The organism is Pacificibacter sp. AS14 (assembly GCF_038899935.1).
Taxonomy (GTDB): Bacteria; Pseudomonadota; Alphaproteobacteria; order Rhodobacterales; family Rhodobacteraceae; genus Celeribacter.
In genome coordinates this window covers 1-20932 of record NZ_JBBMQI010000001.1, presented here as the reverse complement: position 1 = coordinate 20932, position 20932 = coordinate 1, and the positions used below count along the sequence as shown (strand labels likewise).

The following is a 20932-nucleotide window of genomic DNA, read 5'->3' as shown; positions in this document are numbered from 1 at the left end:
CCTCGACGGCTAGGTATCAGCCAAGGTTAAGGTCACCTTATCACCCGCAAACCACGTGCGCCCCACCTCAATCGGCACGCCGTTTGAGTCCACATTGACGCTGATGGTGCGCAAGATCGGCGCGTGTTCCGAGATTTGCAGATGCAAGGCCTGTGTCGCCGTCGCAAGCTTGGCATTCACCCGCGTTGAGGCACGCGTGTAATCCGTCACGCCAAACTGCGCGAGGGCGGCTGTGACAGAAGAGTTATCCGCCAAATAGTTCAACAACTCAGGGAAACGCTCGGCCGGAAACACACTGCGAAACAAAGCGATGGCTTGGTTATCGGACAAAGACAGCCCCTCGTAAACATGTACCAAAGCCCCCTCGTCCAATTCAAGCGCTGCACGCTCGGCTGCATTGGCGGGGCGCGTTTCTCGGGACAAAACTGTCTTGGCGGGCGTCCGCCCTGCGGCTTTGAGGTTTTGGTGATACCGCACCCTTGGCCCGATGGGATAGTCTGTGGGCGTTGTTTGCACAAACACCCCCGACCCGCGCCGCGTGTAAACCAGCCCCTCGTCCGCCATTGCAGACAAAGCGTGGCGCACCGTGTGGCGATTGACGCCGAAACGCGCGGCCAATGCCGTCTCCGTCGGAAGCTTGTGCCCCTTCGCATAAAGCCCTTCGGCGATGTCGTTGCGCAGCGAAGCTGCGATGGCTTTCCAGATCGGGGTGCGAGGCGGCATGTCACAAAAACTTCACAGTAAAGGGGATTGGAATGGATGGCGTACTTCGGTAGTATTTGTATAGTTGTATAGCATATCTCAAAAGGTGTCTAGATGAATGTCATGACCGACCCAAACGCCGCCCGTAAAAATTGGCTTGGACTGCTCGCCAAAGCGCCCGCCTCTGACCTCGCCCAATACTTGGAGGCCCTTGATTTGCAGGCACCGCACCAAATTTTGCGCGCCCCTGAAATCGGCGGCGTCATGGTGCGTGGCCGTGCCGGTGCGATTGGCGAAGCCTTCAATTTGGGCGAAATGACCGTCACCCGCGCCTCAGTCAAGCTTGACGATGGCACTGTTGGACATGGCTATGTGCAAGGCCGCGACAAAGCCCATGCGCTGCAAGCCGCCTTGATCGATGCGCTGATGCAGACAGATGCCGCTGAGCGTGTACGTGAAGGTGTTCTGACCCCACTCAACGCGTCAATGAGCAAAAAGAAAGCGACCCGCGCAGCCAAAGCTGCCGCGACCAAGGTCGATTTTTTCACCATGGTGAGAGGAGAAGATTAATGCAAGCCCATGTTTTAGAAGGCGGTTTTGACGACCATCCTGTTGACTCGTCTCACGCCTTTCGTGCTGTCATGACCGCGATGGCCCGCCCCGGCAATATCGCGTCCCTTACAGGCGCTTTGCCGCCAGCCCCTTTGTCGGTGGCCGCTGGTGTGGTTTTGCTCACGCTTTGCGACCCTGAAACACCTATCTATCTGGCCCCCAGTTTTGACACACCAGAGCTGCGAGACTGGATTACCTTTCACACCGGCGCGCCTTTTGTGGCGGCTGAGGCGGCCATGTTTGCAGTTGGCACTTGGCATGACCTGCCTTTGACCGCCTTCCCTATCGGCACCGCAGAGTACCCAGATCGATCTGCCACTTTGGTTGTCGAATGTGAAAGCCTGTCTAACACCGGCGCGGTTTTGCGCGGCCCCGGCATCAAGGATCAAATCACACTATCTTTGCCTGACTCGGACGTGTTCCAGTCCAATGCAGCCCTGTTCCCACTGGGCCTAGATTTCATTTTCACCTGCGGCGACCGCCTTGCGGCGCTGCCCCGCACAACGAGGGTCAGCTAATGTATGTCGCTGTCAAAGGTGGCGAGCGCGCCATCGATAATGCCCACGCATGGCTTGCAGAAGAACGCCGTGGCGACGCAAAAATTGCCGAGCTGAGCGTCGCGCAAATTCGTGAACAAATGGCCTTGGCGGTCAATCGCGTGATGGCCGAAGGGTCGCTTTATGATCCCGATCTGGCGGCCCTCGCGATCAAACAATCGCGCGGCGATTTAATCGAGGCGATTTTCCTGATCCGTGCCTACCGCACCACGCTGCCACGGTTTGGCAGCTCAAATCCGATCGAGACCGAAGATATGCAATGTGATCGGCGCGTATCCGCGACGTTCAAAGATGCACCGGGGGGACAAGTTTTAGGGCCAACTTTTGACTACACCCACCGTCTATTGGATTTCAAACTGGCCGCTGATGGCGAGGTGCCCGAGGCCGCGTCGGCAACGGCCCCCACAGAGGCAACCCCGCATATCATGTCGTTTTTGGATCGTGAAAACCTGATCCAGCCTGAGAAAACCAGCGACGCCACGCCCGACGATTTGACACGCAAGCCTTTAGAATTGCCGGCCAGCCGTGCGCTGCGGTTGCAATCATTGGCCCGCGCTGACGAAGGGTTTATCCTTGGGATGGCCTATTCAACCCAACGTGGTTATGCGCGCAACCACGCTTTTGTGGCAGAGCTGCGCATCGGTGCAGTGGCAGTCGAAATGGATATACCTGAGCTTGGGTTTGCCATTGAGATTGGCGAGATTACAGTGACGGAATGCGAAACTGTCAACCAGTTTCAAGGTTCAAAAACACAGCCGCCACAGTTCACACGCGGCTATGGGTTGGTCTATGGCATGACCGAACGCAAAGCCATTTCGATGGCTTTGGTCGATCGTGCTTTGCGCTGGAAAGAACTGGGCGAAGACAATCTTGGCGCGCCCGCGCAAGACGAAGAATTCGTGCTCTATCACTCAGACAACATTCAAGCGACTGGGTTCTTGGAACACATCAAACTGCCGCATTACGTGGATTTTCAATCCGAGCTGGAACTGATCCGAAAACTGCGCCGCGACGCAGAAGCGAACATCACGCAGGAGGCTGCACAATGAGCCCTTCAATCGTTGTATTTGATATCGGCGGCGTGCTCGTCGATTGGCAACCGCATCTCGCTTGGGCTGATGAATTTGCCACAGAAGCTGAAGCGCGCGCCTTCATGGACCGTATCGCGTTTTCAGCCCGCAATCTGCGCGGCGACAATGGAGAGCGCTTTGCAGACATGGCGCTCGAGTTGGAAGATCCAGAAGATCAACGCCGCTTGGCCGCGTATGTTTCAAACTATGCCAAAACCGTGCAGCACTCTTTGCAAGGCACATGGGATATTCTGGATGAGCTGAAAGCCAAGTCTGTGCCCGTGCATGGGATCACCAATTGGTCTGCGGAAACCTGGCCAGAAGGACTCAAAGCGCATCCGCGTTTGGCAGAGGTCTTTGGCACCTTGGTTATTTCAGGTGTTGAAGGCGTGATCAAACCTGATCCACGTATCTTCGCGATACTGTGCGAGCGCGCTGGTGTGGCACCATCCGACTGCGTTTTCATCGACGACAGTCCCAAAAACGTAGACAGCGCCAAGGCGGCAGGATGGGATGCAATCCACTTCACATCGCCTGAGGCTTTACGTACAGCTTTAACAACGCGAGGCCTGCTATGAGCGCCCTTCCTGCAAGCGAATATAACTTCGCCTACCTTGACGAGCAAACCAAGCGGATGATCCGCCGCGCGATTTTGAAAGGCTTGGCGATCCCCGGCTATCAGGTGCCGTTTGCCAGCCGCGAAATGCCGATGCCTTATGGCTGGGGCACCGGCGGCGTGCAAGTGTCAGCCGCCGTGCTGACGCCCGATGACACCTTCAAGGTGATCGACCAAGGCGCGGATGACACGACCAATGCCGTGTCGATCCGCAGGTTTTTTCAAAAAACCGCTGGGGTGGCTGTCACGGAGGCCACAGCACAGGCCAGTGTGATCCAAACGCGTCACCGTATTCCTGAGCATGATCTGCGCGACGATCAGATCTTGGTCTATCAAGTGCCGATCCCTGAGCCTTTGCGTTTTCTTGAACCTTCCGAGGTCGAGACCCGCAAGATGCATGCCCTTGAGGAATACGGCCTCATGCATGTGAAACTTTATGAAGACATCAGCCAGCATGGCGACATCGCCACGGCCTATGCCTATCCGGTGAAGGTCGAAGATCGCTATGAGATGGATCCTTCCCCTATTCCGAAGTTCGACAATCCAAAGCTTGAAATGGCAGGCATTCAACTGTTTGGCGCAGGCCGCGAGCAGCGCATCTATGCCATTCCGCCTTACACAAAAGTGGTGAGCCTCGATTTTGACGACTACCCTTTCCAGCCCACCAAAGCCGATCACGCCTGTGATCTGTGCGGGGCGACGGACAGCTATCTAGACGAGCTGATTGTCGACGACAAAGGTGGGCGGATGTTCATGTGTTCGGACACGGACTACTGCGCCTGCCGCCGCAAAGCCGGCCACGTCGGCGCGAAGGGCATCGCCTATACGGGGGATCCGGTATGACCCAAGGTATTGATCATCTTGGATTAACAGTCAGCGACCTCAGCGCAAGCCTTGCCTTTTTTACCGATGCGCTTGGATGGGAAAAGTTTGGGGAAAACCCCGATTATCCTGCGGCCTATATCACGGATGGCTATGGGAAAATCACACTTTGGCAGCGCACCGGCGACAGACCCCAAGATTTTGACAGGCACAATAATCTGGGTCTGCACCATGCGGCCCTCAAAGTTGCGAATGCTGCTGAATTGGCTGAGCTCTACGCTCGGGTCGAGAACTGGCCCGGCGTGACTGTTGAGTTTTCGCCCGAATTGTCAGGCAAAGGGCCCAAAGAACATTTCATTATAAGGGAACCCGGCGGAACCCGATTGGAGATCAGTTATGACCCACGTTAACCCCCTCCTACAGGTCGAAAACATCGCGAAATTCTATGGGGCGCGCATCGGCTGCACCGATGTGTCCTTTGACCTTTACCCCGGTGAAGTCATGGGCATCGTCGGCGAAAGCGGCTCGGGCAAATCCACGCTCTTGAACTGCCTCGCAGGGCATTTAACGCCCGACCAAGGCGCTGTGCGCTTTGACACCCGCGCAGGTGGCCTGCGCGACACGATCACCATGTCTGAACCCGAACGTCGGATGCTCAGCCGCACCGATTGGGCTTTTGTACACCAACATGCCCGCGACGGGCTGCGCATGAATGTCAGCGCTGGCGGCAATGTGGGCGAGCGCTTGATGGCAGTGGATGCCCGCCATTATGGCGACATTCGCTCCGAGGCCATCGACTGGCTCGGGCGCGTGGAAATCACCGAAGATCGCATCGACGATCGCCCCACGGCCTTCTCTGGCGGCATGCAGCAACGCCTTCAAATCGCGCGCAATCTGGTGACAGGCCCGCGGTTGGTGTTTATGGATGAACCCACTGGCGGCTTGGATGTCTCGGTACAGGCGCGGCTGCTTGATTTGCTGCGTGGCTTAGTCCGCGAGATGAACCTCAGCGCGATTATCGTCACACACGATTTGGCCGTTGTGCGCCTTTTGGCGGACCGGCTGATGGTGATGAAAGACGGCCATGTGATCGAAACGGGCCTGACCGATCAAGTGCTGGACGATCCGCAGCACGCCTATACGCAACTTCTTGTCTCCTCTGTTTTGCAGGTTTAAAGCTATGATTTCTGTTGAAAATGTTTCAAAATCCTTCGTGCTGCACAATCAAGGTGCCGCTGAAATTCCGGTGATGCACGAGGCCTCTTTGCACGTGGCCGCGGGCGAATGCGTGGCCTTGATCGGGCAATCGGGCGCAGGCAAATCCACTTTGATGCGGATGATCTACGGCAATTATCTGACCGCTTCGGGCCGGATCATGATCGGTGATGTAGATGTGGCGAAAGCCGCCCCACGCGATATCATTCAACTGCGCCGCCGCACGCTGGGCTATGTCAGTCAATTTTTGCGGGTGGTGCCAAGGGTGTCGACGCTGGATGTTGTGGCAGAGCCACTGTGGTCCACGGGCACAGACCGCGATGTCGCGATCAAACACGCGCAAGGCCTGTTGGAGCGCTTGAATATTCCTGAGCGTCTATGGGCGCTTAGCCCGACGACCTTTTCGGGCGGCGAACAGCAACGTGTCAACATCGCGCGCGGTTTTGCCTATCAATACCCTGCGCTTTTACTGGACGAGCCGACCGCAAGCTTAGATCCCACCAATCGCGCAACGGTGTTGGACATGGTCTCCGAGGCCAAGGCGCGTGGTGCCGCAATCATCGGAATTTTCCACGATCATGCAGCGCGTGATGCGATCTGTGACCGCCAGTTGGATGTCACCCAGTTCACTCCAGGATTAGCAGCATGAGCGGGCGCCTTATCGCCATCGTCGGCCCATCCGGCGTTGGCAAAGACAGCGTGATGTCGGCTTTAGCTGCCCATGATCCGCGTTTCAAACTGGCGCGGCGTGTCATCACCCGCCCCAGCGATGCGGGCGGAGAAGACTTTGACGGCGTGAGCGAGCTTGAGTTTCTGGCGCGCGAAGCCGAGGGTGACTTTGCCCTAAGCTGGCCTGCGCATGGATTGCACTATGCCATTCCTGTCGACGTCGATGCCCTGTTGCAAGACGGATATGATGTGTTGGCCAATCTGTCACGCTCAGTTCTCGTTCAAGCCAACACTCGTTTTGAACGGTTTGATGTGATCAATCTGACAACCAAACGCGAGGTTCTGGCCAAACGCTTGGCCGAAAGGGGCCGCGAAACGGCAGAACAGATAGCCCTACGCCTTGATCGCGTCGCCACTTTGCCCGCTGGCATTCAAGCCCATGAGATCGACAACAGCGGTGCGCTGACAGACACCGTTCAGGCCGTGATGGCCAGCCTTTATCCAGTCAAAGCGTAGCGGTGGATTTGATGAAACATGCCGTCTGCATCCTGACCCATCACTGTAATCGCATTGATTATGAACGGATCAGGCACGACAGGCGTCACCTGCGGTGCGAGCTTGGCCATGACCGTTGCTGCGACCTCTTTGGACAAAGCACCGCTCAAGGTCAGGTGAAAATGAAAGTCTTCAAAGATAAAGGGATATCCCCAGTCCAGCATCTGCTGGTCTTGGCGCGCATTCAACGCAGCTTTGCGACGCCGCGCAATGTCAGCATCGGTCAAGGGCGCGCGCAAATGGTCGAAGTCTTTGACCACGGCGCTGGCAAAATCTTGCAAAAGCGTGCTGGCGTCTCTGGGACGCAGGGCGACAAAGCCGCGATCATCGCGCAGCTCAAGCGTGCCGATGTCAAAGGCAGCCTGCCTTTTGGCAAAGGCTTCGGCAGCGCTGTGCAGCTGATCCAAACTTGCCCCATCCGCCAATCGAAACGGGGCCTTCAGCGTGGCGTGCAGACCGTATTTACGCGGCGTTGCCGTAATATGCGCAACATCGACGCTCGCCACATCACAATGGGACACGCGACACCCTTGCGCACTGTCCCAACCCAACCAAGCCGCACCAAAGGCGGCGAACTCATCGTTCGGGGTGTAAAAAATTGCATACCGTTCAAACATTTGCTTTCCTCCGCAGAGCTAACCATCTGCCAAAAACGTGTGACATTACTATGACAAACCATACCATTTTCGCCAATGCCAACCTTATTTTGAACGATGAAGTCGTGCGAGGGTCCTTGCGGATCAAAGACGGGATCATCACCGATATCGACACCGGATCAACTGTGCCCTCGGGCGCGATTGATCTTGAGGGCGATTATCTTGCCCCTGGTATGGTCGAATTGCACACCGACAACTTAGAACGCCATCTTGCCCCCCGCCCCAAAGTAGATTGGCCGCATCGCGCCGCAATTTTGGCCCATGACCGAGAGCTTGCAGGCACAGGTATCACCACCGTGTTTGATGCGCTGCGCGTCGGATCCATCATTTCGACCCAAAAAGGCCGTTACATCAAATACGCGCGATCTATGGCGACCGAGATCTTAGAGATGCGCGCGGCAGGCACCCTACGTATCAGTCATCATATCCACCTACGCGCAGAGATCTGTTCGGAAACGCTGCAAGAGGAGCTGGATGAATTTACGCCTGAAGATCGCATCGGCTTGGTCTCGATGATGGATCACACGCCGGGCCAGCGCCAATTTGTTGATGTGCAAAAATTCAAAGATTACATCTGTGGCAAACAGGGACTCAATGACGCCGAGTTTGACACGTACGCCGCATTTTTATGTGGCTTGCAAACGAAACTCGGCCCACAGCACGAACGCGCCACAGCTCATGCGGCCCAACGCCTTGGGGCGACACTTGCAAGTCATGATGACACGACAGCGGAACAGGTGGCGCAGAGCCTTGCCTATGGTGTACGATTGGCAGAATTCCCAACCACGCTGGAAGCTGCGAATGCCTGTCGAGATGCAGGGATCGCAACCATCATGGGGGCACCTAACCTCATTCGCGGCGGGTCACATTCGGGCAATGTGGCAGCCTCTGAACTGGCGCAGCTGGACCGCTTGGACATCCTGTCGTCTGACTATGTGCCCTCCGGCTTGCTGATGGCTGCGGTTCAACTTGGCGATCTTTGGGGTGACTTGGCCCGCGGGATCAGAACCGTAACAGCGCATCCTGCCAAAGCTGTGGGGCTAACTGACCGAGGATCGCTTTGTGTTGATCAGCGTGCAGACCTCATTCGGTTTTCCACCTTTGACGGCACGCCCGTTTTAAATGAAACGTGGAGCGCGGGCCGACGGGTATGTTAAGCGAAAAATACCAAATTTGACGCATTTGAACACAGGGGCGCAGGTCGGTCATATAACCGCTGCGCCTTTTTTCTGTCTGCACCCCCCGTGCCAATTGATAAAGCTGTTGATGTTAATGCAGCATCTGACAATTGGTTAGAACGCGCCACAACTTCAAACGGCACCTTGCGACGCTTCAAGACTTTCGCATGAGTACAAAGTCACAGTTGACGCGCCGTTTGATCTTAGGCTTCATGTTCCGAAAGCACGTCCTCCAAAGTCCTTTTTGCAAAACCTGATCGTTGATATGTCACCGTACAACCGCAAAGAACTCGGACATAAAATCGCTCATTCCTTTTGCGAAATGAGCGGCAACGTTGAACGGCTTAAAGGTCATGACGCAATGGCCCCAAGTGCATCTATGTCTTTCAGCGATATAGATTTGCCGAATGAGCTCAGCGCGCTGTTGATAAATCGCAAGATCTACACAGAGACTTGAGACTGCGAAGACCTTGAAGGATAGCAAAAATTGCACCTGAAACCGTTGATCACAAATATTGATATTGGCTTGCGGGAACAAGGGGTAAGTGAGTTTTGGCATCAACGCGCACCATTTAGGCCAATTGAGAAACTCCAAACATGCGCCGCCAAAATCACGAGCTGCGGTCCTAATTTCTACAGGCATCAATTTGCGTTGTCCGCGCTACCATTTCGCTCAGCACCGATGTGAGTGCCAAGCTGTAGGGAGTCTGGGTGCGGCCCAAATAGATAGCCTGTCACCTTTGGACCCATCCAATCGATCGTTTTTTCAAACAAAAGCGGTGCGTCATCCGCGATGTCATTTCTTGTCTCCCAGTGAACGGTTTCATCTTAAAGCTCTCAGCAAAGCGCCGAGTGATCTCAATTCGAATCTCACGTACTGGCAAACGCGATACAAAGAGTATTTTTAATGCAAAATACATTTTATATTGAAAAAATAGATATAAAACCACCTTAAATAAAATATTTTTACTTTTATTGGCTGCAAAAAACCTTAAAAATTATAAGCAATCACAACAGGATCCCCGAATGAACCACGTGAATGACCAAGCCATCGAGGAAGCTCCACAGAAGGCGTCCCCTGTGGTTCCCAAAAAAACGGGCCATCCGCAAAAGCCACAGCCACTCTATTTGTCGATCCGCGCTCGAATTCTTGAAAAGATAGCCGACGGCACGTTGCCGAAAGGTTCGGTCATCAAAGAAGGCCCGCTCGCATCGGTTTTTGGCGTCAGCAGGGCTCCAGTTCGACGTGCACTTCACCAAATGAAACAGGACGGAAAGCTAAGACCCGCCTTAGGCCAAGGCTTTGTCATTGGCTTAGGACCAGAAACTACCGTTAAGAATGCCGTAGACCTAAAATCGGCCTTTAGTCAGAATTCGGCGCCAGAAATGGAAAGGACTGCGACATGGGAAAACATCTATGATGACATGCTTTTGGATGTCACAAACTGCTTACCGTTTGGCACGTTCCGCATAAGCGAAACGGCTGCTTGCACACACTTTTCCGTCGGAAGAACGGCTTTACGCGATGCCTTGGGCAAACTCTTAGACAATGGCTTTTTAGAAAAGTCGAATGGATCGCACTGGATAGCAGGTCCGTTGACAGCAAACGATATCCACGAGGCCTTTGAAATTCGCAGACTTTTGGAACCCGTCGCCTTTCAACAGTCTGTTCCGAATTTTGATCGGACTGCCATTCAATCGATGAGAGAAAGGGTCGCAGATCTACTCAAGGATCTTGAGGCACACGATCCATCGAAAATTGAAGACATCGAAGAAGACCTCCATCGCATATTGTTGGAAAACTGTGAAAACAAGAGGCTTTTACACGCGATTGGAAGAAGCCAGTTCCCCTTCATCGTGAATAGAATTTTTCGACGCAATTTTGGGTTAACTCCGGATCAACCTGCTTTGGAAGACCATCTTCAAATTCTAGATTTTACCATTAAAAATCAGATAGATGTAGCGAAAAAAATGTTGGAAGTGCACCTCGAAACGGCGGAGCAAAATACAATGGCAAAGCTACGTGTTCTGTCAATTTTGCCGAAACCGATCACCGCACCGTACCTGATAAACATTCATTAAGGACAGGCTGATGAAAAACGCTCCCCTACGGGTGCTGGGAACAAGCGTAACCCTTTTGGATGAAGTTCAAAAACTTGCGCGCGATGATCTTGGCTTTGCGATCGAGTTCAATGTGCAAAGCGGCGTCGAAGTAATGCAAAATGGAATTTTGCGCCCAGACACCTATGACATCTATGATCAGTGGTATCACAGCATCGAACTTCTTTGGACCGCGGGTGCGATCCAAAGTACGGATTCACAGCGTCTCGCGCTTTGGAACGACGTGGGCCCTCTCACCAAAACAGGTCGCTTCACAGACGGCGCAGACCTTGGTGCAGGGCGACGTCCAATTGATGTACAGTTCATCCAAGAAGACGGAAAGTTGGGCAGCCAGCAGTCACGACACCTAAGTGCGGTCCCGACCGTACACAACGCGGATTCCTTTTCTTATGACCCTCGCCATACCCCTAAATCACAAACGCTTGGTGACGAAAGTTGGGGCTGGCTTCTCTGTGACGATTGGCACGGAAAAGTCGGGATGAATACCGACCCGTCTATAGGTATCGCGGACATGATCTTGGCCGCACGCGCGACTAATCTGATCGACTTTAAGGATATCGGGAACCTCAAGATCAACGAAATCGATGAATTGCTCGACAAGCTCGTTCAATTCAAAAAGGAAGGGCATTTCGGCAAGTTTTGGGCAAACGTATCCGAGTCTATTTCCTACATGTCACAACGCAAGGGCCGCATTGGCGGGATTTGGTCCCCTGCTGCGACGAACCTGCGCGCAAACGGCCAACCTGTACGCATTGCGGCCCCAAAGGAAGGGTATCGCGCCTGGCACTCAGGCTTATGCCTGTCGTCGAAACTGAATTCGGAAAAAGAAGACCAAGCATACGCGTATTTGAATTGGTGGTTGTCAGGTCGCCCTGGCGCAATCCTAGCAAGACAAGGGTATTACTCCTCAACACCTGCGCAAACCCGCAAATACCTAACGCAGGCCGAATGGGATTATTGGTACGCAGGCAAAGCAGCCTCAGAAGAGCTTTGCGATCCGCAAGGCTATAAAATAATTCCCCAGAACGCTGTCAGAGAAGGTGGATCACACAAAGATCGCATGAGCAGAATTATCATGTGGAACACCCTGATGGACGAGCAAAATTACCTTGTCCGGCGCTGGAACGAGCTGCTCTCAGCCTAACACTCACGAAACTTAAAAAAGGAAATCGGAAAGTTATGAAAAACATTAAATGCTCATTTGGTGTCGATATCGACTCCGTCGCAGGTTGGCTTGGATCATACGGTGGTCAAGACAGCCCCTCTGATATCCAACGCGGTGTGTTCGCGACAGAGGTCGGTGTGCCGCGTCTTCTACGTTTGTTTGAACGATACGAGTTGCCCAGCACCTTTTTCATTCCGGGTCACACGCTTGAGTCCTTTCCCAAAGAAATGGAAATGATCCAAAAAGCAGGGCATGAAATCGGCGCCCACGGATATTCACATGAAAATCCCGTGGCGATGACGCTGCAACAAGAAGAAGATGTTTTGGCAAAATCTGTCGATCTCATCAAAGCGCTGACAGGAAAAAGGCCAAAGGGTTACGTTGCCCCTTGGTGGGAAATGTCCGCGAACACCGCCGCCCTGTTGCAAAAATACGGTTTCACCTACGATCACAGTCAAATGTATCGCGACTTCCTTCCGTTTTATGCGCGGGTTGGTGACGAATGGTCCAAAATCGATTATTCCAAGGATGCCAGCACTTGGATGAAACCCATGAAACACGGCACCGAGATCGATTTGGTTGATATTGCTGCCAATTGGTACGTCGACGATTTGCCGCCAATGATGTTTATGAAGGCCGCCCCAAACAGCCACGGCTTTGTTAGCCCACGCGACATCGAGATCATGTGGCGTGACCAGTTTGACTGGGTGTACCGCGAAATGGATTACGGCACGTTTTGCTTCACCATCCACCCAGATGTTGCTGGTCGTCCGCAGGTCTTGTTGATGCTGGAAAGGTTGATTGAATACATCAACACCAAAGAAGGCGTCGAATGGACTACATTTGAAAACATCGCCGATGACTTCCGCAAACGCTTCCCGTTTGAAAGCGATCAGCGCCCCGAAACAATCTAGCTGCAAGCAAGTTTCTAGCCGCATCCGCATATATAATGCGGGTGCGGGTCATTTGGAAAGGATCGAAAATATGTGTTCCGCCTGTGGATTTCCACCCGCTTTGGGCCATTGGACAGATGCCGGAGGAGAAACCGCACACGACCGTTTGCGTATCAGGTTTTCCCGCGCAGCGCTGGTGACCAAACTTGTCCAGCCCCTTGGGGTCAAGGTCACTGATCTGGGCTTGCAACCAGGCTTGCAACTTTCAAATGGCACGGGGAAAACAGTTATTTGTGACACCTTAGAAGACGTATGGGCGCAAATCGAGACCCTGACCGGCACGCCATTTGATCCTCTTAATACGAGTTTAGGCGCTTAAGATGACAGGTGACAACCGATTGCAACTGACCATTCTTGGGGGGTTCCTTGGCGCGGGCAAAAGCACGTGGTTGCGCCATCACCTTTTTGCCGGAACCTATGAGGCACCACATGTAATCGTCAATGAAGTCGCGTCTCATGCCGTGGATGACACTTTGCTTCAAGGGGCAGCCCATATCGATGTTCTGTCTGGCGGATGTGTGTGTTGTGACAGACGTGACGAGGCGCTTTTGTTGCTGCGCAGAATTTGCAACCAACGAAGCCGCAAGCAAGCGCGCCCTCAAGTGCGTCATCTGGTCTTTGAAATGAGCGGTGTCGCGGATCCCAGCGCCATCCTTGCGGCGATACAGGCCGATCCAGTCCTAGCAAGGCATATCGTGCTCAAGGAAATTGTCGTCGTCGTCGACGCGATTCATGGGCAAGATCAGTTGCAGTCCGAAACCTTAGCCAGAGCGCAGATTGAGGCAGCAGACCGCATATTGATCAGCAAAACCGACAGCTGTTCGGTGGCGCATTTGGCCGAACTTATCGCGACATTGCGCACGATAAGTACTGCCGCTGAGGTTCATATTTCTCATTTCGGGACCGAAGCATCGCTGCCAGAATTACCTGCGGCCCGCCCCGCACCGTTACCAGAACTGGACAGCAGTCCCCCGTTGTTGTCCCAGTCCATCGACCTAAATCAGTTCGGCGCAAATGCCGATATTTGGGTTGGACTGTCCGTATGGCTGTCTGCCATGCTTTACGTCCACGGGAACCAGCTTGTGCGGGTGAAAGGCGTCGTTCGGACGCCCAGCGGCAGGTTACTGTTGCAGTCGGTCCGCAAAGTCATGCAATCGCCGGAGCGCATCCCCGATGAATTCTCGAGTGAAAGCAACGTCGAAAACACTCTCGTCATTATCGGCAGAGGCATTGTCCCAGACTTAAACCTATCCTCACTGCGCAATTCTATTGAGAGCACATATCGATGATCGCCAGCGGGCTTATCGTGTTTACAGCTGATCTGCCATGGAGTGAAATTGGGGCACGCGCCTTTATGACAGCACTGGTTGTGCTTTTGGTGGCTCTGATTGTCGGGAAATTGGGGCCTATGATCGGCGGGCTCATGGCAGGTTTGCCGATGGGATTTGCGCCTGGGTTCTATTTCTTGATTAAGACGCAAAGCACGCCTGCACTGCATGCGGCTGGCTCACACGCCTTACTGGCGCTGTGTGCCACCCAAGCGTTTTTACTTTCCTATATGTTGACCTGTCGGTTCAGCGCACCAATGGCCTCATTGTGCTATTCCATTGGCATATGGCTGTTGGCAATATATGCGCTCAACATGTTATCTCTTGGCTTACCGGCAACATTTGCGCTGTTCACAATGACGACTTTTGCAACACGAAAACTCGGCAAAGGTCTGCGCCAAAACGATGTGGTCACAGACCGAAGTGAAAGCTATGTGCTTTTGATTGCGCGCGCCTGCTTTGGTGGTATCCTTGTTGCGGTTGTCACTGTCTGCGCGCCAAAACTTGGCGGAGAGCTATCAGGTATACTGCTTGCATTTCCCATTGGATTTGCTTTGATTTGCCTCACAACCCACGAACAATATGGCCCTGCAACGCTGATCGATTTTGCCTATTCCGCCCTTCGCGGCGCAACGAGCCTTGCCATGTTTTGCCTTGGGTTCACCGCCGCCCTTTCAGCCGTATCGGGATATCGGGCACTTGCGATCGGGCTTATTGCTGCTTTGGTCTCAACTGGGGTACTGATGCTCATTGCTGCATCGGAAAAAAAGTCGCTTAGCCTTCGACGCTCTGCATAGTTTTCAGATTTTTCGCAAAAAACTGCCGCCATCATCGGCAAAGCGAAAGACCATAAGAAGATCTGAAAGTTTTTCAGCGTTCATTACGAAAGGATTTGGGCAAAGTGACAAGGGCGCCAACGGATATCTTCTCGATCAATTTTTGACAGATTATTCAAATCAACGCACGGATACATACGGTAATGATGTCACAAATCAACTTCGCCTGACATGCGAAGTCATCGAATGCGCACGGCATGCGGTGGGGCGCGACTATATCCATACAACCGGTTTCAAGGCCAATGCGCCCGCATTTGGCGCCGGAAATTGCCGAAAAGATGATATCCGAAGGTGATTGCGATTTTGTCGCCATTGGCAAGGACGCGCTCGCGTCTCACGATTGGCCTCATTGCGTACGAAATGACAAAGGTCGACGCGTTTTCACTGCTTTGATGTTCGCGCTTTTTGCAAATATCGAAACCACGCAAGCCTATTTCGCCCACAGTGCTAACTTAAAACTTTTCTAGAAAAGGTCAGAATATTTTCGCCAAGTGCGTCGTGCGTCCAATTGGGAAACGCAGATTCAAACCACGTTTAAAAGATGTGCGCGGACATTGGCATCACGCATGGTCGCAATAAATAAGCCCCAAGCAACTGGCCGGTCTCAACCTGCGATCACGCGATGCACAGTCTAAGTATACAATGAAATCAAAGTGGTGCGGGTGAAGGGACTCGAACCCCCACGCCATAGGCGCCAGAACCTAAATCTGGTGCGTCTACCAGTTCCGCCACACCCGCATTGCGTGCCTCATAGCAAAGGCAAAAGCGCTATACCAGAGACAAAATGCATCTTTGGGGCGCAAAATGCCAGATTTACCAAAATTTAGCACTTTGCGGTTCTCAAATCTTACCGTAGGCTGCGAGAAGATGGCGGAAAATATCGCCACGACCGAGGCAGTTTTAGAAAAGAGAGCAGTGATGACAAATGGCGTGATTTCGATCGCAAGTCCGATGGTAATATGAATCCAAAAATTCACAATACGTCGCGTAAGCAGTTGAATATCAAGGATATTCTTCCAAGCTATGAAGACGGAATTGCGCTTGGCACCCATGTGCTGACAGCGGATGGCTCCCTGCCTGTCGAGTATCTGCAAGCCGGTGATCGCATCGTGACACGCTCAGGGATGCGCACATTGCGCGGGCTTGATACCCCTGCCCCGCAAATGTTCAAACTGACGTTTGATCGCGCGGAAATCGCCTATGCGGACGGGTTCCAGTTCGATTCCAAAACCGGCAAGGCCTTTGCTGCCTGAAGTCCCTCGCGCTCTTGTTTTAAAGACTTTGTGGCACGGGGTTTAAACTGTTTAAAGGTTTAAGCTTTGCCCGCTTTACATGTTTTTACCTATAAGTTTGACATGTTTTACAACATTTCTAGACACCTATCTTCCGCCCAAACACCGCCTAAATCCCAAGCATTTTGAACACCTTTGGCAGCTCTTCGGGCAGGTCTTCGGCAACCAATCCCGCACCAAAGCTTAAGCCACACTCTGTGTGCAAATAGGCGCCGACCTCTGCCGCCGCATGAGGTGCATACCCCCGCGCCAAAAGCCCCGTGATAAAGCCAGCCAAAACATCACCCGATCCGGCCGTTGCCAGCCACGGCGCGGACCTTTCGTATAGGGACGCATTAATGGAGGCCTTGCCGTCGGGCGAGGCGATGACAGTGTCAGCGCCTTTGAACAGCACGACACAGCCTGCGCGTTTGGCTGCGTCCCGTGTGGCGTCGACTTTGGAATAGGCAGGGCCTGTGATGGCGGGGGCATCTAGCTTTTCGGCGATGTCTGGAAACAGGCGTTTGAATTCGCCCGCATGCGGTGTGAGCACGCAGGACTCATGGAGTTTGGCAAATAATCCCGCGTCTTGGGATAGCAATGTCAACGCATCGGCATCACACACTGTTTTGCGCTTTGCCTCTAGCGCCACAGCGACCAGTTTGGCGGCGCGCGTATCAACACCCAGCGCAGGACCAAGGCAGAGCGCATTGATGCGTTCGTCGTCCAAAACACGCTTGAGCGCCTGCGGGCCGTCAGCTTCCAAAACCATAATGGCGGTGAGCTGCAATGCGTTTTCCAACATGGCAGATTTCGGGGACGCCACAGTGACCATCCCTGCCCCAACACGCAACGCGCCTCTCGCGGACAGACGCGCAGCGCCTGTGTGACCAGCGGCGCCAGAAAGAACAATGGCATGACCGTGGGAGAATTTGTGGCGCGACGCTTCTTTATCAAGATCGTCGCCTGCACCCGTCAGACGGACAGTATGGTCACATGAATAGGTCAGGCCGATGTCTTTAACAGCCAATTTCCCGACGACATCAGGACCGTCACATAAATAGTGCCCCAATTTAGGAGCATGAAAGGTAACAGTTAGGTCCGCTCTAAAATGCGCAAGAGTGTCACCTTCCTTTACGATCAGTTCGCCGCTATCTGCGCAAATCGACGTGGGAACATCAATTGCCACATAGTGCTCAAGGGGCAGACGCGCGCGTTCATATGGCCACAGCCCCAAGCGTATTGTTTTCAAAATAGGTACAAGATCGCCCTGAACAGGCCGCGTTAATCCTGTTCCGAAAAGGGCATCACAAACCACACTAAAATGCTCATTTTGTAAGTCGTGAAGTGTTTTCAAAGTGAGATTTTGTACAGGCCCCAGCGCACACCAGCGGTCATAGTTGGTGCGTGCATCTACGGGCAGCCTATCTGGATCGCCGTAAAGAAAGACATCTACATCCCAGCCGTGTTGCTTCAACAGCCGCGCCACAACGAAGCCGTCGCCGCCGTTATTTCCGGGACCGCACAGAACCACAGCGCGGTGGGACGTCTTGGCCAAGGCGGGCCATTCTTCAAACACGGCGTCAACAACGCCTTGGCCCGCGCGCTCCATCAGTTCAAGACCCGTGACAGCGTCTGAGGCAATGGCGGCCTGCTCAATGGCGCGCATTTGCGCAGATGTTAGGAGTTCGGTCATCTGTCGGTCTCCGGTATAATCCGCGGTATAATCCGTTCATCTGCGGCGCACGCCGCAAAGGAAATGGCGCACATTTGCGCAGATGTTAAAAGTTCGGTCATCTGTTGAGTCTCCACGTCTATCGGTGTCACTGCAGCAAAAGCAGCCGCTAGAATGGCGCGCATTTGGGCAGACTTAAAAGGTTCGGTCATAAAATGCTCAAAATGTTCTTAAACCGCCCCTTTTTAATCCACATCGACTAAATATTATGCAACAAAGCGGGAATCCTGCAGGCGGTTTGATCTGGCTCAGTGTAGCCGATTGTGGCCCCATGTGAGAAGTGATCTGACATATGTGAACGAATATAAGGGAGTCCAAGGTCCATGAAAAAGATCGAAGCGATCATCAAGCCTTTCAAGCTCGACGAAGTGAAAGAAGCACTGCAGGACATCGGCGTGCAGGGTCTTTCTGTTGTTGAAGTCAAAGGTTTTGGCCGTCAAAAAGGCCATACTGAACTGTACCGTGGTGCGGAATATGTTGTGGACTTCCTGCCGAAGGTAAAAATTGAAGTCGTTTTGTCTGATGACCAAGTTGACGGCGCAATTGAAGCGATCGTTGCTGCGGCAAAAACAGACAAAATTGGCGACGGTAAGATTTTCGTTTCGCCTGTTGAACAGGCCATCCGGATCCGTACAGGCGAGTTTGGCGAAGACGCGCTGTAAGCATAAAGCGACCCTTGAGGGTCGTTTTTCCATTCAATACACAATTTAAGGGGATAAGGTCACCATGAGCATCGAAAACGTTCTCAAGACCATGAAAGACGAAGAAGTTCAGTACGTGGACGTTCGTTTCACCGATCCGCGCGGCAAGTTGCAGCACGTGACATTGCGTTACACTGAAGTAGACGCTGATTTTCTTGAAGAAGGCTTCATGTTTGACGGTTCTTCCATCGCAGGTTGGAAATCTATTGACGAATCCGACATGAAACTGATCCCTGACACGGAATCCATTTACATCGATCCGTTCTACGCAGAAAAAACATTGTGTATTCACTGTTCCGTTGTAGAGCCAGACACACGCGAGCCATACGAGCGTGATCCACGTTCTGTAGCTGAGAAAGCAGAAGCTTACTTGATCTCATCAGGTATCGGCGACACAGCTTACTTTGGTCCAGAAGCTGAGTTTTTCTTGTTCGACGACGTGCGCTTCCAAGTGTCCATGAACAAAGTGTCTTACCAAGTTGACGCGCTTGACGGTGCTTGGAACTCTGACACAGAGTACGAAATGGGCAACACAGGCCACCGTCCTGGCATCAAAGGCGGTTACTTTCCTGTAAACCCAATTGATGACGCGCAAGACATTCGCGGCGAAATGCTGACAACTATGGCCAACATGGGCATGAAAGTTGACAAGCATCACCACGAGGTTGCGTCTTGTCAGCACGAACTTGGCTTGATCTTCGGCACGCTTACAAAGCAAGCTGATGAGATCCAAAAGTACAAATACGTTGTGCACAACGTGGCGCAAGCTTACGGCAAATCCGCGACATTTATGCCTAAGCCAATCGCTGGCGACAACGGCACGGGTATGCACGTGAATATGTCCATCTGGAAAGATGGCAAGCCATTGTTTGCAGGCGACAAATACGCTGATCTGTCCGACGAAGCTTTGTACTTCATCGGCGGTGTTTTGAAGCACGCGAAAGCTTTGAACGCGATCACAAACCCATCCACAAACTCTTACAAGCGCCTTATCCCAGGGTTTGAAGCACCCGTTTTGCGTGCTTATTCCGCGTCTAACCGCTCTGGTTGTGTACGGATCCCGTTTGCTGAGAACCCTAAAGCGAAACGCGTTGAAGCGCGCTTCCCTGATCCAGCAGCCAACCCATACCTGTGCTTCGCGGCATTGTTGATGGCTGGCCTTGACGGCATCAAAAACAAAATCGATCCGGGCCCCGCGTCTGACAAAGATCTCTACGACCTTCCACCAGAAGAACTCGCAGAAATCCCAACAGTATGTGGCTCCTTGCGCGAAGCTCTGGACGCTCTTGAAGCGGACATGGACTTCTTGCTCGAAGGCGACGTGTTCACAAAAGACCAACTTCAGGGCTACATGGATCTGAAATGGGAAGAAGTGTACGCATACGAGCACACACCACACCCAATGGAATACAAAATGTACTACTCCTGCTAATCGCTGGATTGGTCAAATTTACGAAAAGGGCGTCTCATGCGAGGCGCCCTTTTTGCATGAACAGAGCTGTGTTTTCCCAGTCAAGTGAAACTTGAGGCCCCTAAAATACCGCGGCAGAAAAGTCTGCTATGTGGACTTTTCTGCCGTTCAACTTTTGGCTTGATATGTCTGCATTCATCTGGAATCCTCGCGTTTACAACATTCGAGGAGGTGAGAACTAGTGACTTTAACATCAAAAGATAGAGCCGCTCTGATAACGTTGGAAGAAGCGCTTTGGCGGGCCGAAACACGCTTTGATCCGGTTTTAATGGATCAAACATTTTCTTCGGACTTCGTGGAGTTTGGCAGGTCAGGGCGCAGATATGAGCGGGCGGAAATGCTATTCGATCCCGACCAAAAGGCTGAAATTAGAGCATTATTACCTCTACCAGACTACTCAGTGGAGCTGGTCGCTGCTGATGTAGCCCTTGCGACTTACACGAGTGAGGTAAGATACGGCGATGAAATCCAAGTCGGACGCCGCTCGTCACTGTGGGTCAAAAATGGCGGTTGCTGGCAACTGCGCTTTCATCAAGGCACACCTTGCTAACGGGTATTCACCGCACGTCGCCTCATCGTAACAGCGGTTCTTCGCGCAGGTTGCAGCATCTGCCACTATGGGCGGTGGCCTCAACTGGTCGGCGCAACACTTTAATCTTTAGGAAGAGATGGAGTGTTTTAAATGAAGTACCGTACCAG

General features: G+C 52.9%; 24 protein-coding genes and 1 tRNA gene. 21 read left to right on the top strand and 4 right to left on the bottom strand.

Features of this window, described 5'->3' with window-relative positions; genetic code table 11:
• Positions 1-9: 9 nt before the first annotated feature.
• The gene (gene phnF, locus WNY38_RS00125) at positions 10-723 is read right to left on the bottom strand and encodes a phosphonate metabolism transcriptional regulator PhnF (RefSeq protein ID WP_342855290.1); all 714 of its coding nucleotides are present in this window, start codon (positions 721-723) and stop codon (positions 10-12) included.
• 93 nt (positions 724-816) lie between these two features.
• On the opposite strand from phnF, the gene phnG reads away from it, so the two are divergent.
• Genes phnG through phnN form a run of 9 tightly spaced genes read left to right on the top strand, consistent with a single transcriptional unit; the run spans position 817 to position 6779 of the window.
• Complete coding sequence (phnG, locus tag WNY38_RS00120) at positions 817-1272, top strand: phosphonate C-P lyase system protein PhnG (RefSeq protein ID WP_342855289.1); 456 nt, start codon at positions 817-819, stop codon at positions 1270-1272.
• Positions 1272-1832, top strand: a complete 561-nt coding sequence (gene phnH, locus WNY38_RS00115) for a phosphonate C-P lyase system protein PhnH (protein ID WP_342855288.1) — start codon at positions 1272-1274, stop codon at positions 1830-1832. The genes phnG and phnH overlap by 1 nt, the downstream gene beginning before the upstream one ends.
• The gene (locus WNY38_RS00110; protein WP_342855287.1) at positions 1832-2920 is read left to right on the top strand and encodes a carbon-phosphorus lyase complex subunit PhnI; all 1089 of its coding nucleotides are present in this window, start codon (positions 1832-1834) and stop codon (positions 2918-2920) included. Before phnH ends, WNY38_RS00110 begins: the two co-directional genes overlap by 1 nt.
• Positions 2917-3519 (top strand): HAD family phosphatase, encoded by a 603-nt coding sequence (locus WNY38_RS00105; RefSeq protein ID WP_342855286.1) that lies wholly within the window; start codon positions 2917-2919, stop codon positions 3517-3519. The genes WNY38_RS00110 and WNY38_RS00105 overlap by 4 nt, the downstream gene beginning before the upstream one ends.
• Positions 3516-4400 carry an alpha-D-ribose 1-methylphosphonate 5-phosphate C-P-lyase PhnJ gene (locus WNY38_RS00100; RefSeq protein ID WP_342855285.1) on the top strand — a complete coding sequence of 295 codons (885 nt, stop codon included), beginning with the start codon at positions 3516-3518 and terminating at the stop codon, positions 4398-4400. Before WNY38_RS00105 ends, WNY38_RS00100 begins: the two co-directional genes overlap by 4 nt.
• Entirely contained in the window at positions 4397-4789 is a 393-nt protein-coding gene (locus WNY38_RS00095; RefSeq protein ID WP_342855284.1) for a VOC family protein, read from the top strand. The genes WNY38_RS00100 and WNY38_RS00095 overlap by 4 nt, the downstream gene beginning before the upstream one ends.
• Positions 4776-5555 carry a phosphonate C-P lyase system protein PhnK gene (gene phnK / locus WNY38_RS00090; RefSeq protein WP_342855283.1) on the top strand — a complete coding sequence of 260 codons (780 nt, stop codon included), beginning with the start codon at positions 4776-4778 and terminating at the stop codon, positions 5553-5555. Before WNY38_RS00095 ends, phnK begins: the two co-directional genes overlap by 14 nt.
• 4 nt (positions 5556-5559) lie before the next feature.
• Positions 5560-6243 carry a phosphonate C-P lyase system protein PhnL gene (gene phnL, locus WNY38_RS00085; RefSeq protein WP_342855282.1) on the top strand — a complete coding sequence of 228 codons (684 nt, stop codon included), beginning with the start codon at positions 5560-5562 and terminating at the stop codon, positions 6241-6243.
• Positions 6240-6779 (top strand): phosphonate metabolism protein/1,5-bisphosphokinase (PRPP-forming) PhnN, encoded by a 540-nt coding sequence (gene phnN / locus WNY38_RS00080; RefSeq protein WP_342855281.1) that lies wholly within the window; start codon positions 6240-6242, stop codon positions 6777-6779. Before phnL ends, phnN begins: the two co-directional genes overlap by 4 nt.
• Here the strand turns inward: phnN and WNY38_RS00075 are convergent.
• Positions 6761-7435 (bottom strand): DUF1045 domain-containing protein, encoded by a 675-nt coding sequence (locus WNY38_RS00075; protein WP_342855280.1) that lies wholly within the window; start codon positions 7433-7435, stop codon positions 6761-6763. The two genes, phnN and WNY38_RS00075, sit on opposite strands and share 19 nt — an antisense overlap.
• A 50-nt stretch (positions 7436-7485) precedes the next feature.
• Here WNY38_RS00075 and WNY38_RS00070 point away from each other — a divergent pair, with 50 nt between their 5' ends.
• The 8 genes from WNY38_RS00070 (at position 7486) to WNY38_RS00035 (ending at position 15350) form a co-directional block, all read left to right on the top strand.
• The gene (locus WNY38_RS00070) at positions 7486-8631 is read left to right on the top strand and encodes an alpha-D-ribose 1-methylphosphonate 5-triphosphate diphosphatase (protein ID WP_342855279.1); all 1146 of its coding nucleotides are present in this window, start codon (positions 7486-7488) and stop codon (positions 8629-8631) included.
• 1047 nt (positions 8632-9678) lie between these two features.
• Positions 9679-10734 (top strand): GntR family transcriptional regulator, encoded by a 1056-nt coding sequence (locus WNY38_RS00065; RefSeq protein WP_342855278.1) that lies wholly within the window; start codon positions 9679-9681, stop codon positions 10732-10734.
• A 10-nt stretch (positions 10735-10744) separates the two neighbouring features.
• Positions 10745-11917: an extracellular solute-binding protein gene (locus WNY38_RS00060; RefSeq protein WP_342855277.1), complete on the top strand. Its 1173-nt coding sequence runs from the start codon at positions 10745-10747 to the stop codon at positions 11915-11917.
• Between the two features lie 35 nt (positions 11918-11952).
• The gene (locus WNY38_RS00055) at positions 11953-12852 is read left to right on the top strand and encodes a polysaccharide deacetylase (RefSeq protein WP_342855276.1); all 900 of its coding nucleotides are present in this window, start codon (positions 11953-11955) and stop codon (positions 12850-12852) included.
• Positions 12853-12922: 70 nt separating this feature from the next.
• Positions 12923-13210, top strand: a complete 288-nt coding sequence (locus WNY38_RS00050) for a hypothetical protein (RefSeq protein WP_342855275.1) — start codon at positions 12923-12925, stop codon at positions 13208-13210.
• Between the two features lies 1 nt (position 13211).
• Positions 13212-14180 carry a GTP-binding protein gene (locus WNY38_RS00045; protein ID WP_342855274.1) on the top strand — a complete coding sequence of 323 codons (969 nt, stop codon included), beginning with the start codon at positions 13212-13214 and terminating at the stop codon, positions 14178-14180.
• A complete protein-coding gene (locus WNY38_RS00040) occupies positions 14177-15016 on the top strand; it encodes a hypothetical protein (RefSeq protein WP_342855273.1) in 840 nt (279 codons plus the stop codon). The genes WNY38_RS00045 and WNY38_RS00040 overlap by 4 nt, the downstream gene beginning before the upstream one ends.
• Positions 14970-15350, top strand: a complete 381-nt coding sequence (locus WNY38_RS00035; RefSeq protein WP_342855272.1) for a hypothetical protein — start codon at positions 14970-14972, stop codon at positions 15348-15350. The genes WNY38_RS00040 and WNY38_RS00035 overlap by 47 nt, the downstream gene beginning before the upstream one ends.
• A gap of 359 nt (positions 15351-15709) precedes the next feature.
• Here WNY38_RS00035 and WNY38_RS00030 read toward each other — a convergent pair.
• Positions 15710-15793: transfer RNA gene (locus WNY38_RS00030), tRNA-Leu, on the bottom strand.
• Positions 15794-16014: 221 nt separating this feature from the next.
• Between WNY38_RS00030 and WNY38_RS00025 the strand changes: the two genes are divergently transcribed.
• Complete coding sequence (locus WNY38_RS00025; RefSeq protein ID WP_342855271.1) at positions 16015-16308, top strand: hypothetical protein; 294 nt, start codon at positions 16015-16017, stop codon at positions 16306-16308.
• A 148-nt stretch (positions 16309-16456) separates the two neighbouring features.
• Here WNY38_RS00025 and WNY38_RS00020 read toward each other — a convergent pair whose 3' ends face one another.
• Complete coding sequence (locus tag WNY38_RS00020) at positions 16457-18022, bottom strand: NAD(P)H-hydrate dehydratase (protein WP_342855270.1); 1566 nt, start codon at positions 18020-18022, stop codon at positions 16457-16459.
• A 362-nt stretch (positions 18023-18384) separates the two neighbouring features.
• On the opposite strand from WNY38_RS00020, the gene WNY38_RS00015 reads away from it, so the two are divergent.
• From WNY38_RS00015 to WNY38_RS00005, 3 genes are all read left to right on the top strand, one after another.
• Positions 18385-18723 carry a P-II family nitrogen regulator gene (locus tag WNY38_RS00015; RefSeq protein ID WP_342855269.1) on the top strand — a complete coding sequence of 113 codons (339 nt, stop codon included), beginning with the start codon at positions 18385-18387 and terminating at the stop codon, positions 18721-18723.
• A gap of 64 nt (positions 18724-18787) precedes the next feature.
• Positions 18788-20194: a type I glutamate--ammonia ligase gene (gene glnA / locus WNY38_RS00010; RefSeq protein WP_342855268.1), complete on the top strand. Its 1407-nt coding sequence runs from the start codon at positions 18788-18790 to the stop codon at positions 20192-20194.
• A 220-nt stretch (positions 20195-20414) separates the two neighbouring features.
• Positions 20415-20783: a nuclear transport factor 2 family protein gene (locus tag WNY38_RS00005; protein WP_342855267.1), complete on the top strand. Its 369-nt coding sequence runs from the start codon at positions 20415-20417 to the stop codon at positions 20781-20783.
• Positions 20784-20932 lie beyond the last annotated feature (149 nt).

Bases quoted from the DNA above. Each gene is read 5' to 3' on its own strand.
- phnF (WP_342855290.1), bottom strand. From the start codon at position 723: ATGCCGCCTCGCACCCCGATCTGGAAAGCCATCGCAGCTTCGCTGCGC.
- phnG (WP_342855289.1), top strand. From the start codon at position 817: ATGAATGTCATGACCGACCCAAACGCCGCCCGTAAAAATTGGCTTGGA.
- phnH (WP_342855288.1), top strand. From the start codon at position 1,272: ATGCAAGCCCATGTTTTAGAAGGCGGTTTTGACGACCATCCTGTTGAC.
- WNY38_RS00110 (WP_342855287.1), top strand. From the start codon at position 1,832: ATGTATGTCGCTGTCAAAGGTGGCGAGCGCGCCATCGATAATGCCCAC.
- WNY38_RS00105 (WP_342855286.1), top strand. From the start codon at position 2,917: ATGAGCCCTTCAATCGTTGTATTTGATATCGGCGGCGTGCTCGTCGAT.
- WNY38_RS00100 (WP_342855285.1), top strand. From the start codon at position 3,516: ATGAGCGCCCTTCCTGCAAGCGAATATAACTTCGCCTACCTTGACGAG.
- WNY38_RS00095 (WP_342855284.1), top strand. From the start codon at position 4,397: ATGACCCAAGGTATTGATCATCTTGGATTAACAGTCAGCGACCTCAGC.
- phnK (WP_342855283.1), top strand. From the start codon at position 4,776: ATGACCCACGTTAACCCCCTCCTACAGGTCGAAAACATCGCGAAATTC.
- phnL (WP_342855282.1), top strand. From the start codon at position 5,560: ATGATTTCTGTTGAAAATGTTTCAAAATCCTTCGTGCTGCACAATCAA.
- phnN (WP_342855281.1), top strand. From the start codon at position 6,240: ATGAGCGGGCGCCTTATCGCCATCGTCGGCCCATCCGGCGTTGGCAAA.
- WNY38_RS00075 (WP_342855280.1), bottom strand. From the start codon at position 7,435: ATGTTTGAACGGTATGCAATTTTTTACACCCCGAACGATGAGTTCGCC.
- WNY38_RS00070 (WP_342855279.1), top strand. From the start codon at position 7,486: ATGACAAACCATACCATTTTCGCCAATGCCAACCTTATTTTGAACGAT.
- WNY38_RS00065 (WP_342855278.1), top strand. From the start codon at position 9,679: ATGAACCACGTGAATGACCAAGCCATCGAGGAAGCTCCACAGAAGGCG.
- WNY38_RS00060 (WP_342855277.1), top strand. From the start codon at position 10,745: ATGAAAAACGCTCCCCTACGGGTGCTGGGAACAAGCGTAACCCTTTTG.
- WNY38_RS00055 (WP_342855276.1), top strand. From the start codon at position 11,953: ATGAAAAACATTAAATGCTCATTTGGTGTCGATATCGACTCCGTCGCA.
- WNY38_RS00050 (WP_342855275.1), top strand. From the start codon at position 12,923: ATGTGTTCCGCCTGTGGATTTCCACCCGCTTTGGGCCATTGGACAGAT.
- WNY38_RS00045 (WP_342855274.1), top strand. From the start codon at position 13,212: ATGACAGGTGACAACCGATTGCAACTGACCATTCTTGGGGGGTTCCTT.
- WNY38_RS00040 (WP_342855273.1), top strand. From the start codon at position 14,177: ATGATCGCCAGCGGGCTTATCGTGTTTACAGCTGATCTGCCATGGAGT.
- WNY38_RS00025 (WP_342855271.1), top strand. From the start codon at position 16,015: ATGAATCCAAAAATTCACAATACGTCGCGTAAGCAGTTGAATATCAAG.
- WNY38_RS00020 (WP_342855270.1), bottom strand. From the start codon at position 18,022: ATGACCGAACTCCTAACATCTGCGCAAATGCGCGCCATTGAGCAGGCC.
- WNY38_RS00015 (WP_342855269.1), top strand. From the start codon at position 18,385: ATGAAAAAGATCGAAGCGATCATCAAGCCTTTCAAGCTCGACGAAGTG.
- glnA (WP_342855268.1), top strand. From the start codon at position 18,788: ATGAGCATCGAAAACGTTCTCAAGACCATGAAAGACGAAGAAGTTCAG.